The sequence below is a fragment of the Enterococcus sp. M-BR2 genome (assembly GCF_056612775.1).
Genome location: NZ_CM152743.1, coordinates 877,017 through 892,033 on the forward strand (window position 1 = coordinate 877,017; position 15,017 = coordinate 892,033).

Below are 15,017 nucleotides of genomic sequence, written 5' to 3' on the forward strand. Positions count from 1 at the left end.
AGAATAAAAAATCTTTATCTATTATCCTTTTTTAATCAAACAGTTTTTCAATCACATGGATCGGCATCTTTTCCTTTGTCCATAATTCAAACGCGATTGCTCCTTGGTAGATCAACATGCCAAGTCCATTGTATCCTTTTGCTCCTACTTTTTTTGCTTCTTTTAATAAACGTGTTTCTCTAGGTGCATAAATCAAATCAAAAACCGCTAGTTTCTCATGCATCATGTTTATATCTAAGAGCGGTGACTGATCGATTTTCTTTCCCATCCCGATATCTGTTGCATTGACTAGAAGGCAGCTTTCTTTCAAGTCTTTTCTTAATTGATACGTATCGGCAAAATCACGAACTTTTATCTCACAAGAAGTTCGATAGCTGAGTTGTTCGAATGTTTCTTTTACTTGAGCGAATGTTTGATTGTTTCGTTTATAAACTACAATTTCCTTAGCACCGTCTAACGCCGCTTGAACAGTGACTGCCTTTGCTGCCCCTCCAGCGCCCAGCAGAGTCACTTTTTTCTTTTTGACCGAAATCCCAGCTTCTTGTACGGATTCCATGAAGCCCGCACCATCGGTATTATAGCCAATCAAACGACCTTTTTCGTGCACGATCGTATTCACTGCTCCAATCAATTGTGCTTCCTGGCTTACCTCATCCAGATAAGGAATAACCGCTGTTTTATTCGGCATCGAAAGGTTCACACCTAACATATCAAAAGTTCGTATACTTTCGACTGCTTGCTTCAAATTCATTGGGTTTACTTTGAAAGCTAAATACACCGCATCGATGTTGTTTGCTTCAAAAGCAGTATTGTGCATCAATGGAGATAAACTGTGAGAAGCTGGATCAGCAAAGAGTCCAGCTAATTTGGTTTGTCCAGAAATCATCTTATTCCTCCTTTGTTCTTACTTCAATAAAAAAAGCCACTTAGCGTTTGATACGAAAAAGTACGAAACGTCTAGGTGGCAAAGTAGCAAATTCTTTTCTCATCGTTCACTTGTCAGAGCAAAGAATATTCTATTTAATTGTTAAAATCATTGACTACGTGATCCTACAAAACACCCAAATATGTTCCAATTGTTTATTGTTTTAAGTATAGGATGAATCAAAGGAAGATGTCAATGAGTTTTCAAGTCCTTCTACTGAAAGGAGACTTTCTGTCGAAATCAATCTACTACTTCTTCAAAGAACTGCAAAAGGTCGCCCATTGTCAAATGTTGCTTTTCTTTTTCAGAAAGATCCTGAACAATTTTTCCTTTTTGGAGTACGATCAGACGATTTCCGTATTTCAAGGCGTCTTCCATTCGATGCGTGATCATGAGACAAGTCAATTTTTGTTCATTGATCCGCTGATTTGTTAACTGCATTAATGCTTTAGCTGTTTTAGGATCTAAAGCGGCAGTATGTTCATCTAATAACAGTAATTCAGGAGCCGTGATCGTCGCCATCAGCAAACTTAATGCTTGGCGTTGACCGCCAGATAATTCCCCTGCTGGAGTATCCAAATGTTGTTCTAGGCCATTACCGACTTCTTGACATAGTCTGAAAAAATCTTCTTTTTGATTTTTCAAGTTACGTAAACGGAATTTCCGCTTTTGCCCTCTTTTTTGTGCAAGTAGCAGATTTTCTGCTACAGTCATCCGGGGAGCCGTTCCCATCTTAGGGTCTTGGAAAACCCGAGAAAGGAATCGTGCTCTTTTTTCTTCTGAATCTTTTGTAATCAGCTGATCTTTAAAAGAGATCGATCCTTGACTGAGTTGAAGCGTACCAGCGATGGTATTGAACAGTGTGCTTTTTCCAGCACCATTCCCGCCAAGAACAGTGATAAAGTCCCCTTCTCTGATTGTAAGGTTGATTTCATCCAATAGTACTTTCTCTTCATTCATCCCATTGTTTACGACTTTTCTGCCGTTTTTGATTGTCAATATATCTGTCATTACTATGCCTCCTTCTCAAAACCCGTTTTTAAGTTCAGTGCTTTCTTCAATTGCGGGATCATCAGACAAATAGCTAAGATGATAGCGGAGAACAACTTCAGATAAGTCGTGTCAAACCCTAGTTTGATTACTACTAAAATCAATAGTTGATAAATGATACTGCCGACAACAATAGCAATCAATCTTTCTGCTAGCGTCAATTCTTGGAAAATCACTTCACCGATGATGATGGAAGCAAGACCGATGACGATCACGCCAATCCCTTTATTTACATCTGCATATCCGTCATTCTGGGCAATCAGCGCACCGGATAATGCAATGACACCGTTCGACAAAGTCAAACCTAAAATTTTCATACGATCGGTTTTTATCCCTAACGACCGAGCCATCGTTTCGTTGTCTCCTGTCGCAATATAGCCTTGACCTAAATCTGTATTGAAGAAGAATAGCAGTACAGCAATCAAGATGCCCAAAGAGATGAAGCCAAGAAGGACTGTGTCAAAGTAATCAGGTAATCCAAAGCGATGAAAGCTGTCTTGTAGAATCGGATGATTCAATAAAGATAGATTTGGTGTTCGCATCACAAACAAAATAACTGAGTTCAATCCTGACATCACTAAAATCCCTGCTAGAATAACCGGTATCTTTCCTTTTGTATAAAGTAACCCTGTAATGAGTCCTGCTACCATACCAGCACCTACGCCCAATAACGTAGCTAAAATCGGTGCTACCCCATGAGTGATAGCTGTCACACAGACAGCAGCACCTAATGGGAAGGACCCTTCTGTCGTCATATCAGGAAAATCTAAGATCCGATAGGTCATGAAAATCCCTAATCCTAATATTGCCCAAAGCATGCCTTGTGAAATAGCTGATACGATCATTTGTCATCCTCCTTAGATGTTTCTTGTTGCGACTCATCTGTAATGATTTTGGCTTTTTCTTTCATCGATTGAGGAATAGTGATTCCTAAGTGATCAGCCTGAGATTGATTGATCACTGTATCCCCTTGATCAAACATATAAACAGGTGTCGTTTCCGGTTTTTCTTTTCCGCTCGCAAGTTTTGCCGCCATCTTACCGCTTTGAAGCCCTAATTGATATTGATTGATCCCGATTGTTGCTAGTCCGCCTTGTTCTACCATTGTATCAACAGAAGGAATGACGGGGATATTTGCTTTATTCGCTTCTTTAACCACTGTCTGCATAGCATTGGCAATCGTATTGTCTAATGGAACATAGATAAAATCGACTTGTCGGCTCATCACTTGTACCGTTTGTGCAATCTCATTAGTGGAAGGCACCGCATATTTTACTGCTTCTAACCCTTCTTTTTTTGCAGCTTCTTCCGCTTGTGCTACTTGGTATTTTGAATTATCTTCCGAAGAAGCATACAAGATCCCGACTTTTTTTGCATTTGGCAGCAAATCAGAAGCAAGCTTGATTTGTGAAGCAACAGGTGGCTGATCAGAAACACCTGTCACGTTTCCACCAGGTTTCTCTAAAGAACCAACTAATCCAGCCCCCACAGGATCCGTTACAGCACCTAATACAACGGGAATCGACGAAGTCGTGTTTGCTAATGATTGAGCAGCAGGCGTTGCGATTCCGATCAAAACATCAGGATCGGATTGTACTAGCTGTTGACTCATTGTGGCTAGCTTGCTCTGATCGGCTTGTCCATTTTGAAATTTGATTTCAAGATTTTCTCCTTCTTTTAATCCTTCTTCTTTCAGACCATCTTTGATCCCTCGATAAATCTCATCTAATGCCGGATGGCTCACATATTGCAATACCCCGACAACTGTTGTTTTTTTTGTCTGGTTCGTCGAAGTACTTTCTTTTTCTCCTGAGGCTTTTCCATAAATAAATGCACCTGCTAAATAAACTAAAATAATTACTACAACTGTTATTAAACGTTTGTTTTTCATTTTTTCCTCCTGCAAAGTCAATCTTTTTATTTATTAAAATCAGGCAAGTATCCAGTCTACAAAAAAAGACAATGGCCAAAACGGTCATTGTCTTTACACAAAAAACCGCATAGATAGGATCTATGCGGCAGTCAATGTTCATGTCTAGCATAGATACAAGCTTTAGAAATGCACTCTAAAAAGTTGTATCTATGGGAAAGTTTCACCATTAATACAACTTATCTACGCCAGCTGCGCCAATTTTTTTTGTTCTCTGCTGAAATACGTTTTGATAAGTTCATTACAGGTCACCCTTTCCTTAAGAATTGATTTAAGTCTAATCGAATTTTTGAATTTCGTCAACTATATTTTTTATTTTTTTCATTTGTTATTTTGAAGATCAAACATCACTTGTTCTGATAATTAAAAATAGCGCTATATAGAGCCACCATTTCATCACGTTAACAACTCAATTAGCAGTCTCGGCATTTGGGGAAGCTGTTCCTGTTCTATCCATTTCTTCTTCTAATTGTTTAATATTGGCTAACGGTAGTCGATTCAGCTCAGGGATCAACTCCTTATCAAAATCAGTTATTCCTCCCTTACCCGCAGTTATCCGATTTGCTTCTTTTCCTCCATCAAAGAAAATAAATGTCACTTCATCCGTTCGTATGTTATATTTTTGTTCCAGTTCATGTACGTCATAAACGATCGGATAATAAAAGATCGGTCGATTCAATTCTTCCATAAGCTCAGGGTCATTAAAGACATCCAGCATATCCTGATAGGTTTTCCCGTTCGGTTTGCTGAACATCACCGATATCGCTCGGCTTTGTTTGATTTTCTGATCCGCTTGACTGTAATCAAAAGGTTTTAATTTGCTGGTTGGTATGGATGAATAAACGAGACTATTTACTTGCTCTTCTCGGATTTTTTCCGGCAACAAAAACATCGCAATTGTTAGTAGCAATGATAAGATGAGCAGAAACACAAGACGTCGAAAATACTTAATTGGATTTTCTGCGAATGACACTGAGAAATGATCATTCATTTCTTGTACTCTCGATTTAACTGCTTCCCAAATAACAAACACCTTCTTTTCTACTTTTTCTCCTATTTTTTATTATACCTAAAAATTTGGATTTCAACGATAAAAACACTGTTTTTTATGTAATTAGTCCAATTTTTTCTAGACTTTTGCTTCACTATTCGGCCAAATTGGTTTTTCTTCTTTTTTTCGTTATAATGAATATACTTATGAAAAGAAATGAGGAATGAACCATGTCCTTTGATGGTGTATTTACCCATGCGATGGTCAACGAATTGCGTGAAACGTTACTATCTGGCCGGATCTCGAAAATCCATCAGCCTTATGAAAATGAAATCGTGCTGGTGATTCGTTCACGCGGCAAAAACCATCGATTATTATTATCTGCGCACCCTAGTTATGCTCGTGTACAGATTACCCAAATCGATTATCAGAATCCTGATAATCCGCCTAACTTCGTGATGATGCTTCGAAAGTATTTGGATGGTGCTATTTTAGAAAGCATCGAACAAATCGAAAACGATCGAGTGATCCATTTTCACTTTGCTAAGCGCAACGAGTTGGGCGATTTACAGAATATCATATTGATCGTTGAATTAATGGGGCGTCATAGTACGATCGTCTTAGTTAATCAAGAAACTGGAAAAATATTGGACGCGATCAAACACATAGGAAGCTCTCAAAACACTTATCGTTCTTTGCTTCCCGGCGTAGAATACATTGCTCCGCCAAAACAAGAGGTCTTGAACCCATTTAGCTCCGATAAAGAAAAAATCTTCCAGCGACTTTCTCAAACTGAACTAGAACCAAAAGCAATCCAATATCAGTTTCAGGGAATCGGTTTCGATACTGCTCAAGAGCTGACCAAGAGATTGCTTGAACGTCCTAATGAAAAAATGGTTGTTTGGGACGAATTTTTCTCATCGATCATCAATCACCCAGACCCTACTTTTTACGAAACGACAAATAAAGATTTCTTTACGCCGATTGTTTATCAGGTATTTTCCGAACAAGCATCTGCTGTGACAACTTATCCAACACTCAGTCAATTATTAGATAGCTATTATCACGAAAAAGCGGAGAAAGATCGGGCAAAACAACAAGGCGGAGAACTGATCCGAAAAATCGAAAATGAACTAAAACGAAATAAAAATAAATTGAAAAAACGTGAACAAACACTCAAAGAATCCGAAAACGCTGAGAATTACCGTAGAGATGGCGAACTACTTACTACTTTTCTGACACAAGTACCACGTGGCGCAAAAGAAGTTGTTTTACCTAATTATTATGAAGAAGACCGGCCAATCAAAATAGCATTAGATCCGGCGTTGACGCCAAATCAAAATGCACAGAAATATTTTCATCGATACCAAAAGCTGAAGAACGCCGTTAAGTTGATTGGCGAACAAATCCAAGAAGCCAAAGATGAAATCCAATATCTTGAATCTGTCTTGTCTCAACTGGAAATTGCCGGTCCGATGGATATCGAAGCAATCAAAGAAGAATTGACTGCTGAGGGCTATTTGAAAAAGAAGACACAGAAAAAACAAAAGAAAAAGAAACCATCTCAGCCTGATCAATACTTTTCTTCTGACGGAACGCTCATTCTTGTTGGTAAAAACAACCTTCAAAATGACCAGCTGACAATGAAAACAGCTAAGAAAACCGACTATTGGCTCCATGCAAAAAATATCCCTGGTTCGCACGTCATCATCAAAAGTGATCAACCTTCAGATGAAACAATTACCGAAGCTGCCGAGTTAGCTGCCTATTTTTCAAAATATCGATATTCTGCCCAAGTACCAGTTGATCTTGTACAAGTGAAGCATATCCGCAAGCCAAATGGTGCCAAACCTGGTTACGTCATTTATGAAAATCAGAAAACAGTCATCGTGACACCAGAAGAAGAGAAAATTATAGCTATGAAACAAAACGGGTAATGAATGTATTTTCTTAGAATCATATTTTCGTACTTTTTCATAAAAACAATCAGTTATAAATTGCTTTCTATAAAAAGAGGGGTTGTGACAAAATTCGTGTCACAACCCCTTATTTCGAATAAACTGTTTTGTTTGGCTGTTCTTTCTACTTAATATCAGTCAGATGTTCCGTCTGCTTTTCTTAATTCTGTTGGTCCAGTAACCGAGGAAGCTCTTTGATAAATCTTTGAGCTATTTCACTGAGCGGGCGCTTTGCCGAATAAATGATATAAAATTCATTTAGCTCGCCTTCTGCTAAAGGAATTAACCGCAAGTGCTCACGAATTCCTCCAATCACAATACCAGACCCTGAAGCGTACGCATCAGTTTCAAGAACGATATTCATCAAAGTCCCTCGATCACTGGTATAGATCACTGTTTCTTGATCAGGAATCTCGATAAGGTCTTCATAAAAATACGGAAAATTATTTCCATCCTGTGTAAAACGAACTTGAGGATAAGATAACAATTCTTCTTTTGTGATCTCTGCGTGTGTAGCTAGCGGATGTCCATGCCTTAAAAAAATGTGTGTTTTAAATTTTCCAATGCTGCGGCCACTTAGTTCTCCTTGTTGCAAATATCTTCTGATACCAGCTTGATTATGCTCGTTCATATAAATAATGCCGATTTCACTGTGCTGCTCTTTGACTTCTTCGATCACTCTCGCCGTCGTCGTCTCCATGATCCGAAATTGTTTGATTTCATCTTTGAATTCCTCGAGTAGCTGTGCGGTCAAAGGACCTAAGAAATCATAATGCTGGGCAGCGATTGAAAAATTCTCTCTCTTTTCACTCGTTAGATAGTGACTTTCTAATGTATCAAGCTGAACCAAGATTTTTTCGGCACGATTTAAGAAATCTTGTCCTTCTTCTGTTAAATATGCACCTCGATTCGTTCGAGTAAATAGCGTGATTCCTAACTCGGTCTCTAATTCTTTGATACCAGCTGAAAGACTTGGTTGTGAAACAAACATTTTCTTTGCAGCTTCTCTGAAACTACCATTATTTGCCACAGCGACCACATATTTCATTTGTTGAATATTCATTGCTCAAACTCCTCAAAATAATAAATTTCTCTTCCATTCAAGGGTTGAATTGGTCGGTTGTTCGGCTGTGCATACTGCCCTTTGAAGGGTAGAAGAAACTCTTGGTTCAATTTTTCTACATGATCCATCACAAACCATTGGATTGGTCCGCTGGTAGGTGGAGTTGTCAATGAACCTACATAATGAAAATGGCTTTTTTTCTCTGGAAAAAAGACATCTGGATTTACCCAGTGTTCATGTTTTTCTAAATTCCATCTCTCTCCATTTTCTTGATTATAAAACCAACCTTCCTGTTCCATTAACTGATACATGACGCCCACGACCAGATTCTCTTTTTTGCTGTTCATATGAACAAAATGAAACTCAATATCTTCCTGTTTCCCGTCGATGATATGTTCTGATGGTAAGTGGAAATGAATATCTGTCAAATAATAGCGTTCTTTCTTGAACTCTACATAACTGAGTTGATCAAAAGGTACTAAATGAATCGTATTTTTGAATTCCTTGTCAGTGAAGCGTTGCTTTTGATAATGAAACGAAAGTGTCTCTCCTTTCATTTTTATTTCTTCACCTTTTGTTAAATGAATAGGTGACTGCAACGGAAATTCCGCACCTCTCGCAAACCAATCACATAAATTCGCCCAATTTTCCGGACCTCTGTCTCCAGAATAGCCCCATTCGACATCCATATTCTTTTTCAACTATACTTCCCCCTGCATCTCATATCGTTTTTATTTTTCTTCTTTCTTTACAATCGTTGAGACAGTTTCTAAAAACGCCTCTTTTCCATAAAATTCCTGGTTCAATAGTTCCGGAAATATCTCTTTAAAGAAATACTGAACAGAAGGCCGATGTTCAAAGCTTTTGATAGTAGTCACTGCCTCAATGAACATCTCCTTGTAAACTTTTTCTGGATTATTTTTGATGATTTCATCAAAAGACTCATAAAGAAGGTCAACCTTATCTGAAATGGCTAATAGTTCTCCTTCTACAGTTTCATCTTTTCCCTCGAACAACCGACGGCGATAAACTTCTTGGAACTCAGCTGGAATCTCTTGATTGATGAATTCGTCCGTCATCTTTTCTTCAACTGTTTGCAGCATCCCTCTTAATTCTTTGCTTGCATATTTCACTGGTGTTTTGATATCACCAATAAAACGTTCTGTGTAGTCATGATTCAGTGATTTTTCATAGAGCAGTTTCCAATCGATTGGCTGCCCATTTGCTTCTTCAATATCTCCTAGAACTTGCGCAATAGATGCTACACGATACGAATGTGCTGCGACTGTATGCTCCGTATATTTAAAAAAACCAGGTGCCCTTGTGATCGTCTCTAAATTGTTCAATCCTAAAATAAATTCATTCAATCCCATAAAAGTTACCTCCCTTTGAGATTTCTTTTTCCGAATATCATATCATTAAATAACTGACATTCGCAACATTTCCGCTCTTTTCCATTTTCGCAACAGCTCGCTTACCAAAAAATAGAGAAACTCTCGATAGAATAGAGTGCAGAGAAGAGATTATTCTCTTTTCTCTGCTATTTAGTCTTAGCAAAATAAATTTTGCAAAAATCAAAAACTGATCACGATAGAAGTTTCTTTTCATATCTGATGAAAAGATACTTTTCGCAATCAGTTTTTGGATTGTTTTTATATCGATTGATAGCCATTTTTTCTCACAATCAATTAATTATATGCTTAAGATTCTTGTTCAAAAATTTCACGAAGTTTCGGGGCATTTAAATCTTTTTCAGATAGTTGAATCAATCTATATCGTAAGTTTCGATTATTTGAATGATATCGTTCAAGTCATCAATCACGATATCTGCTTGTGCCTGATCAAGGGGCAGATCTTGCTTTAATGCAATCGTATATAAATTAGCTGCTTTTGCTGACGCAATACCAACAGGAGAATCTTCTACTGCGATGCAATGTCTACCATCCAATGCATTTACTGCGATTTGATAAATTTCTGGATGTGGTTTGCTTTTAGATAGCTTTTCTCCTGAAATGACAAAATCGAAGTATGGTGCTAAAGCATTCTGTGTCAGCATTTTGTCGATTTCTCTTTGAGGAGAAGAAGAAGCAAGAGCAATTTTGATACTTTTCTTTTTTAAATAATCCAAGATGTCTTCCGCACCCTTTCGCAGTGCTATTTTAAAGTCAATAGGATGTTTTTCCCGGTACGCAAGGTATTCTTTTCTAAGATCAGCTCGTTGGTCTTTTTCTGAGACCAATACTTCCCAAATCCCATTTTCTGTCAGTCCAACGAAATCCAACTTATTCGTCGAACCTGGTAGGATGTTTTTTTCTTTGAAAAATTGCATACGTCGATCAAAATAAAAATTTTCTGAGTCAATTAAGACACCATCCATATCAAAAATCATGCCTAAATTCACAAACCTTCCTCCTATCCATAAATAATTTCATGAATCAATCGTAATTCCAACGTGGAAATCTTGATAGTATACTCACTCTCTATTTCGAAAAAGGCACGATGGATCTGTTCCATTTCTGCACCTGCTTGAGTCGTATATTCCTCTATATCTTCTTGTTCATCCACACTTTCTTTCCTTAAAATTCGTTCAATCATACAGCAGCAATGTAGGTATAGTAAAAACAACTTACTATTAGATAGAGTGATCTCTAAGGTTTCCTCAGCTACGGATACAGCACTTTGCACTAAACGCAACAGTTTGGTTGCGTCCAAAATCGTTAAATTTTCGATGATTTTATTAATTGAAAAACTGAACATCAGCTGTTCTTTTAAATCTTTATCACGTATGTCAAAATAATCTTGTAGAATTGAAATGAACTTCTCAACATCTTCACCGTTAATTAAATGATCAAGACCAATATAAGGAACCTGTTCGATTTTGGGATCTTCTGTTCCTACAATCATCAATACTTCATATATTTGGAAAGGATCCTCATACATTTTATTTTTTTGCAATTTTTTGTAATCATACGGAATAATCGTCAATTCTTTGCAATGATTTTCTAAACAAGATTCCAAAATCTCTTGTATTTGAGTAGCTGAACCTATTCCGGTGTAACAGCAAGTTAAGATTGCCTGTGTTTTTTCTTTTTTTGGTAGTATTAGTTGTTTTTTTACTTTGTTTTCTATATCGATTTTTTGGCTGATTTCTGCGATAGACATTTGTCTTTGAATCAACTGCCCAATCTCCAATACAAGAGGCGTAGAGACATAATCGATAATCAGCAGTGGACCACGTATTTTATCTGCTAGCTTTTTTCCGATTTCGTTCAACGACCCCATATCTACTAATAAAATCAACCCGGCGTCCGTTTGATGATCATTGATAAAGCGAATAACTTGTTCTTCTACTTTAGCTAACGTGATATTGATTGGCATATCATAAGCTTGAAAGATATTCTGCTTCAGTATCCGATTGCCTACGTTCGCCATACTGCTAGCAGTAGAATAACCATGAGCTAAAATGATACTCTTGATTTTCTTTTCTCCTAGCGTGATCTGCAACCCATGAAAATAAAAGGAAATAAAAATCAAATCTTCCTCTTTAAAATCTTGATCTAATTGTCGAGAAATATGTCCTAGTACTTTTTTAGCATACCAATAAGAAGTATCTATGGAACTCGAAACCAATTCTAACAACTTGTCTTTGACACTTTGCCATTCATGATTTTCTGCAATCATATCTGTGTTGTTTTTATGGTAGAGATACTGTGCTAGGGCAATCACACGATTACCATCTTGTTCCAATCCGTAGTTTTCATGCATCCAATCAAAAGTTTCTCGTATCTGATAGGTTAGTACAGAATAAAATGATTCTTCTTTCGAATAACTATCTTTAAAAATAAACTCGTCCATCAAATGATTGATTCGATTTACCGTATGATCAATAAAATCTTTGATCATTAATTCTTGCTTTTCAACTTTTTGATACATTTGCACTATTTTTTCAAATAACTGTCTGATTTGCCTGTCTTCTGAAGATTCTAAAAAGACTTGGTTAGCTGTATGCGGCAAATATTGGCGGTCTGGTAAAGCTTTAATCGTTTTTTTTAGCTGCTCTTTTAGCTGCATGGTATTTTCAGTTGGAAGATCCTTCAAACGAACTCGAATAGACAGACTATTTTGGTTTTTGGCGTACGCACTACCGCAGACATATTTCACGATGTTCTTTATCTTCCCTACATTGCCTTCTAAGTCACTATTAAGCAAAAAGTCCACTAGTTGATAACTTACATCGATGCGTTTTGACAAAATATTCGCTTCATTGATAAAAAATGTGTCTATCAGTTGCATACGTTCTGATTGCGGACGACGTTCATAATTCGGCAACATGACAATCACTGGCAAACGGCGAATAAAGGTCGGCAAAAATGTTTGATAGACATTCTCAGTTGTTGCAAATATCATACGGACGTTTGCTTTATGTCTGATTGCATTGTCCCCCATCGGTGAAATTTCTCCTGTATCCATAAATGTAAAAAGCTTTTCTTGCCCTTCATCACTTAAGCGGTGAACCTCATCCAAAAATAATACGCCATTATCAGCTTTTTCTATCAATCCAATATGTTCTTTTTCTGCTCCGGTAAATGCTCCTTTGACATGGCCAAACAAAGCAGAAGACAAGAGTTCAGGATTGTTGAAATATTGGGCACAATTATAAGAGATAAACGGAGCATCTTTTGGGATGACCTTTTCTGCTACAGCATATTCATAGATTTTTTCTGCTAAAAATGTTTTTCCTGAACCGCTATTGCCCCATAAAAGAATAGGTAACCCATTCCCAGGATAAAGTACTGCTGTTTTTATTTGATCAACTGCTTCTCTTAAGCTGCCATTTACTCCAATCACCGTTTCTAATGCATTGGCTTTTTCTGCTGCAAATAAGTCTTCCCAAGTTTCATATTCAGATTCTCTGTGAAAAATGCCAAGTTCAGCTAAAGCTTCAACATGTAAAAAAGAGACGGGGTAACTCTTGACCTTGACCAATACTCCTTCTTTCATTCCTTGATTTAAGTAGAAGCTTGTTGTACTTCGATTCAAACCGACATTTTCGCTAATTGATAAAGCTGAAAAATCTTCTGCATGATGCTCACTGTAATTTTTTGTCAGCTCTTTTAAATATTTTTCTACTTTTTTGTTCATGATCAACACCACCCAATTTACTCTTGCTCAATCAATTGTACGAGAATAAGAAACCCTTTTCAATGCAAGGGAAGAAAAGCCGAGGCACTTGGCCTCAGCTCTAGTTTAATACTCTAATTTCCACATATAACGACGCTTTGTCAGTGGATGCTGGCGTACTTCAGCTAATTCTTCTGCATAGACGCGGAATACTGCTGTGATGACGAATGGATTGAAGTAATCAAGAACCTCTTTCGCAATGTGGGCAGACAGTCCCCAATCCAGTGCATCTACGATTTCTATTTTTGCATCGAAACGATTCAAAAAAGTCAGTGCTCGGGCATCCATTTGACGCGTACGACCATCATTCATCAATAAGATAAATGGTACGTCTTTGTCCGTGATTTCAAATGGACCATGGAAAAATTCACCAGAATGGAAAGTACCAGAGTGAATCCATTGCATCTCCATCATTAAACAAATAGAAGTGGAATACGCAACTTCATGAGTCGCTCCTGAACTCATAACATATATCACCTTTTCATTTTTGAAACGTTCGGCGAATTTTTTTGCTTGTAGACGTGCTCCCTTTGCACTTTCTTGCGACAAATCATAAATTTTGTCGAAACCATCCATCATCTTATCGTAGTCTTTATATCCTTCGATCTGATTTAGTAGTTCAACTGCAAGTTCTAAGCAGTAACCTGTTTTTTCTAGTTTTGCTGCGTAATCTTCTGTGAAACGATGATAAATCACATAGTCTGCGTCTTTCGTTAACGGAGAATCTACGCTATGTGTTAAACTAATAACTGTGGCACCTTGTTCTTTCGCTACTGCGTTAGCTTGAACAGTTTCAGGAGTCGTACCTCCCAATGAAGCTGAAATAACTACAGTATGATCGTTGATCGAGCGAGGTGTCGCATAATTGAATTCATTTGCCGTAAAGTGGCTGATACGTAATTTGTTTGCGTTTTGTTCTAAAAAATATTTTGCTGGATATAGATCTGCTTTCGATGCACCACAGCCGACAAATACGATGGACTCCACCTCTTTGTTCGCGATGATTTCTTTGACGATATCTTTTGGACTTAATGTTGAATTCATGTTTGAATTCCTCCTCATACTATTTATTTTTAACCTAAATTAGGTTGGTCCCTTAATTAAAAATCCCGCATAAACTTAGTAAAACACCACCAGCGATACAAATAGTGAGCATCAAACCGGTCCTAACTTTCTTTTGCAACAACCAATACATAAAAAACGTCAGCCCTAAAGGAATCAACTGGGGCATGATATTATCTAAAACATCCTGTAAAACAAACGCCTTGCCGAATCTTAGCGGCGTGGTGATCCCAATCATACTAGCAATCATGGCTCCAATGACCATCAAACCGATAATCGTACAAACATACATCACTTTATCCATCAAACCTTCTTGATACAGTTTCGCTAAATATTTATTCCCAGTATTATAACCAATTTTTCCGCCATAATATGTAACGAAAAAGGACGGAATGAAGGAGATGATAATGGCCAAGATAGGGCCTAAGATACTACCTTGCTGAGCGAGATTGATTCCAAAGCCAAAGGCCAAAACACGTATGGTTCCTTGGAAGAAAGAGTCTCCGATTCCTGACAAAGGGCCCATAAGCGAAGTCTTCAAAGCACTGATGGTTTCCGGATTGAAATTCTCTTGATCTTCGGCATATTGTTCTTCCATAGATGCTGTTAGTCCTAAAACGAATGAACTTGTTTGCGGCGTACAATTGTAGTAAGCCATGTGCCGCTCATAAGCATCGATTTTCTTTTGTTTGTCTTCTGGCTTGTCATAGATTTTATCGATGATTGGTGCAATACCATACATAAATCCCATATTCATTTGTCGTTCGTAATTCCACGAAGCTTGTATTGCCCACGAACGCCAGAAAAATTGCCAATACTTCCAACTATTTTGATCTTTCTTAGTCATAAAAAAACTC

At 37.6% G+C, this 15,017-nt stretch carries 14 protein-coding genes; 1 reads left to right on the top strand and 13 read right to left on the bottom strand.

Features of this window, described 5'->3' with window-relative positions; all coding sequences use genetic code 11:
• Nucleotides 1–31: 31 nt before the first annotated feature.
• From aroE to AC1F25_RS04300, 5 genes are all read right to left on the bottom strand, one after another.
• On the bottom strand, nucleotides 32–886 hold the full coding sequence (gene aroE, locus AC1F25_RS04280; RefSeq protein WP_479994282.1) for a shikimate dehydrogenase: 855 nt from the start codon (nucleotides 884–886) through the stop codon (nucleotides 32–34).
• A gap of 279 nt (nucleotides 887–1,165) precedes the next feature.
• The gene (locus AC1F25_RS04285) at nucleotides 1,166–1,936 is read right to left on the bottom strand and encodes an ABC transporter ATP-binding protein (RefSeq protein WP_002309294.1); all 771 of its coding nucleotides are present in this window, start codon (nucleotides 1,934–1,936) and stop codon (nucleotides 1,166–1,168) included.
• Nucleotides 1,937–1,938: 2 nt separating this feature from the next.
• Complete coding sequence (locus AC1F25_RS04290; RefSeq protein ID WP_002309295.1) at nucleotides 1,939–2,820, bottom strand: ABC transporter permease; 882 nt, start codon at nucleotides 2,818–2,820, stop codon at nucleotides 1,939–1,941.
• Nucleotides 2,817–3,866, bottom strand: a complete 1,050-nt coding sequence (gene trpX / locus AC1F25_RS04295) for a tryptophan ABC transporter substrate-binding protein (RefSeq protein ID WP_002309296.1) — start codon at nucleotides 3,864–3,866, stop codon at nucleotides 2,817–2,819. Before trpX ends, AC1F25_RS04290 begins: the two co-directional genes overlap by 4 nt.
• Nucleotides 3,867–4,314: 448 nt before the next feature.
• Complete coding sequence (locus AC1F25_RS04300; protein WP_002309297.1) at nucleotides 4,315–4,938, bottom strand: thioredoxin domain-containing protein; 624 nt, start codon at nucleotides 4,936–4,938, stop codon at nucleotides 4,315–4,317.
• Nucleotides 4,939–5,126: 188 nt separating this feature from the next.
• On the opposite strand from AC1F25_RS04300, the gene efbA reads away from it, so the two are divergent.
• Entirely contained in the window at nucleotides 5,127–6,833 is a 1,707-nt protein-coding gene (gene efbA, locus AC1F25_RS04305; RefSeq protein ID WP_002313779.1) for a fibronectin-binding protein EfbA, read from the top strand.
• A 181-nt stretch (nucleotides 6,834–7,014) separates the two neighbouring features.
• Here the strand turns inward: efbA and AC1F25_RS04310 are convergent, their stop codons facing one another.
• From AC1F25_RS04310 to AC1F25_RS04345, 8 genes are all read right to left on the bottom strand, one after another.
• Nucleotides 7,015–7,917, bottom strand: coding sequence for a LysR family transcriptional regulator (locus tag AC1F25_RS04310; protein WP_002309299.1), 903 nt, complete (start codon nucleotides 7,915–7,917; stop codon nucleotides 7,015–7,017).
• Nucleotides 7,914–8,606 (bottom strand): carbonic anhydrase family protein, encoded by a 693-nt coding sequence (locus AC1F25_RS04315; RefSeq protein ID WP_002316248.1) that lies wholly within the window; start codon nucleotides 8,604–8,606, stop codon nucleotides 7,914–7,916. Before AC1F25_RS04315 ends, AC1F25_RS04310 begins: the two co-directional genes overlap by 4 nt.
• 42 nt (nucleotides 8,607–8,648) lie before the next feature.
• Nucleotides 8,649–9,290 carry a YfbR-like 5'-deoxynucleotidase gene (locus tag AC1F25_RS04320; RefSeq protein ID WP_002288886.1) on the bottom strand — a complete coding sequence of 214 codons (642 nt, stop codon included), beginning with the start codon at nucleotides 9,288–9,290 and terminating at the stop codon, nucleotides 8,649–8,651.
• A 37-nt stretch (nucleotides 9,291–9,327) separates the two neighbouring features.
• Entirely contained in the window at nucleotides 9,328–9,606 is a 279-nt protein-coding gene (locus AC1F25_RS04325; protein WP_073490441.1) for a hypothetical protein, read from the bottom strand.
• A gap of 76 nt (nucleotides 9,607–9,682) precedes the next feature.
• Nucleotides 9,683–10,318, bottom strand: coding sequence for an HAD family hydrolase (locus AC1F25_RS04330; protein ID WP_002309302.1), 636 nt, complete (start codon nucleotides 10,316–10,318; stop codon nucleotides 9,683–9,685).
• An 11-nt stretch (nucleotides 10,319–10,329) separates the two neighbouring features.
• Nucleotides 10,330–13,059 carry a sigma 54-interacting transcriptional regulator gene (locus AC1F25_RS04335; RefSeq protein WP_479994283.1) on the bottom strand — a complete coding sequence of 910 codons (2,730 nt, stop codon included), beginning with the start codon at nucleotides 13,057–13,059 and terminating at the stop codon, nucleotides 10,330–10,332.
• A 105-nt stretch (nucleotides 13,060–13,164) separates the two neighbouring features.
• Nucleotides 13,165–14,142, bottom strand: a complete 978-nt coding sequence (locus AC1F25_RS04340) for an SIS domain-containing protein (protein WP_002313783.1) — start codon at nucleotides 14,140–14,142, stop codon at nucleotides 13,165–13,167.
• 52 nt (nucleotides 14,143–14,194) lie between these two features.
• Nucleotides 14,195–15,007: a PTS system mannose/fructose/sorbose family transporter subunit IID gene (locus AC1F25_RS04345; protein ID WP_002309306.1), complete on the bottom strand. Its 813-nt coding sequence runs from the start codon at nucleotides 15,005–15,007 to the stop codon at nucleotides 14,195–14,197.
• Between the last annotated feature and the right edge of the window lie 10 nt (nucleotides 15,008–15,017).

What these genes read in the sequence shown, in the direction of transcription:
- AC1F25_RS04320 (WP_002288886.1), bottom strand. Translation starts at nt 9,290, where the DNA reads ATGGGATTGAATGAATTTATTTTAGGATTGAACAATTTAGAGACGATC.
- aroE (WP_479994282.1), bottom strand. Translation starts at nt 886, where the DNA reads ATGATTTCTGGACAAACCAAATTAGCTGGACTCTTTGCTGATCCAGCT.
- AC1F25_RS04345 (WP_002309306.1), bottom strand. Translation starts at nt 15,007, where the DNA reads ATGACTAAGAAAGATCAAAATAGTTGGAAGTATTGGCAATTTTTCTGG.
- AC1F25_RS04335 (WP_479994283.1), bottom strand. Translation starts at nt 13,059, where the DNA reads ATGAACAAAAAAGTAGAAAAATATTTAAAAGAGCTGACAAAAAATTAC.
- AC1F25_RS04310 (WP_002309299.1), bottom strand. Translation starts at nt 7,917, where the DNA reads ATGAATATTCAACAAATGAAATATGTGGTCGCTGTGGCAAATAATGGT.
- trpX (WP_002309296.1), bottom strand. Translation starts at nt 3,866, where the DNA reads ATGAAAAACAAACGTTTAATAACAGTTGTAGTAATTATTTTAGTTTAT.
- efbA (WP_002313779.1), top strand. Translation starts at nt 5,127, where the DNA reads ATGTCCTTTGATGGTGTATTTACCCATGCGATGGTCAACGAATTGCGT.
- AC1F25_RS04290 (WP_002309295.1), bottom strand. Translation starts at nt 2,820, where the DNA reads ATGATCGTATCAGCTATTTCACAAGGCATGCTTTGGGCAATATTAGGA.
- AC1F25_RS04315 (WP_002316248.1), bottom strand. Translation starts at nt 8,606, where the DNA reads ATGGATGTCGAATGGGGCTATTCTGGAGACAGAGGTCCGGAAAATTGG.
- AC1F25_RS04285 (WP_002309294.1), bottom strand. Translation starts at nt 1,936, where the DNA reads ATGACAGATATATTGACAATCAAAAACGGCAGAAAAGTCGTAAACAAT.
- AC1F25_RS04340 (WP_002313783.1), bottom strand. Translation starts at nt 14,142, where the DNA reads ATGAATTCAACATTAAGTCCAAAAGATATCGTCAAAGAAATCATCGCG.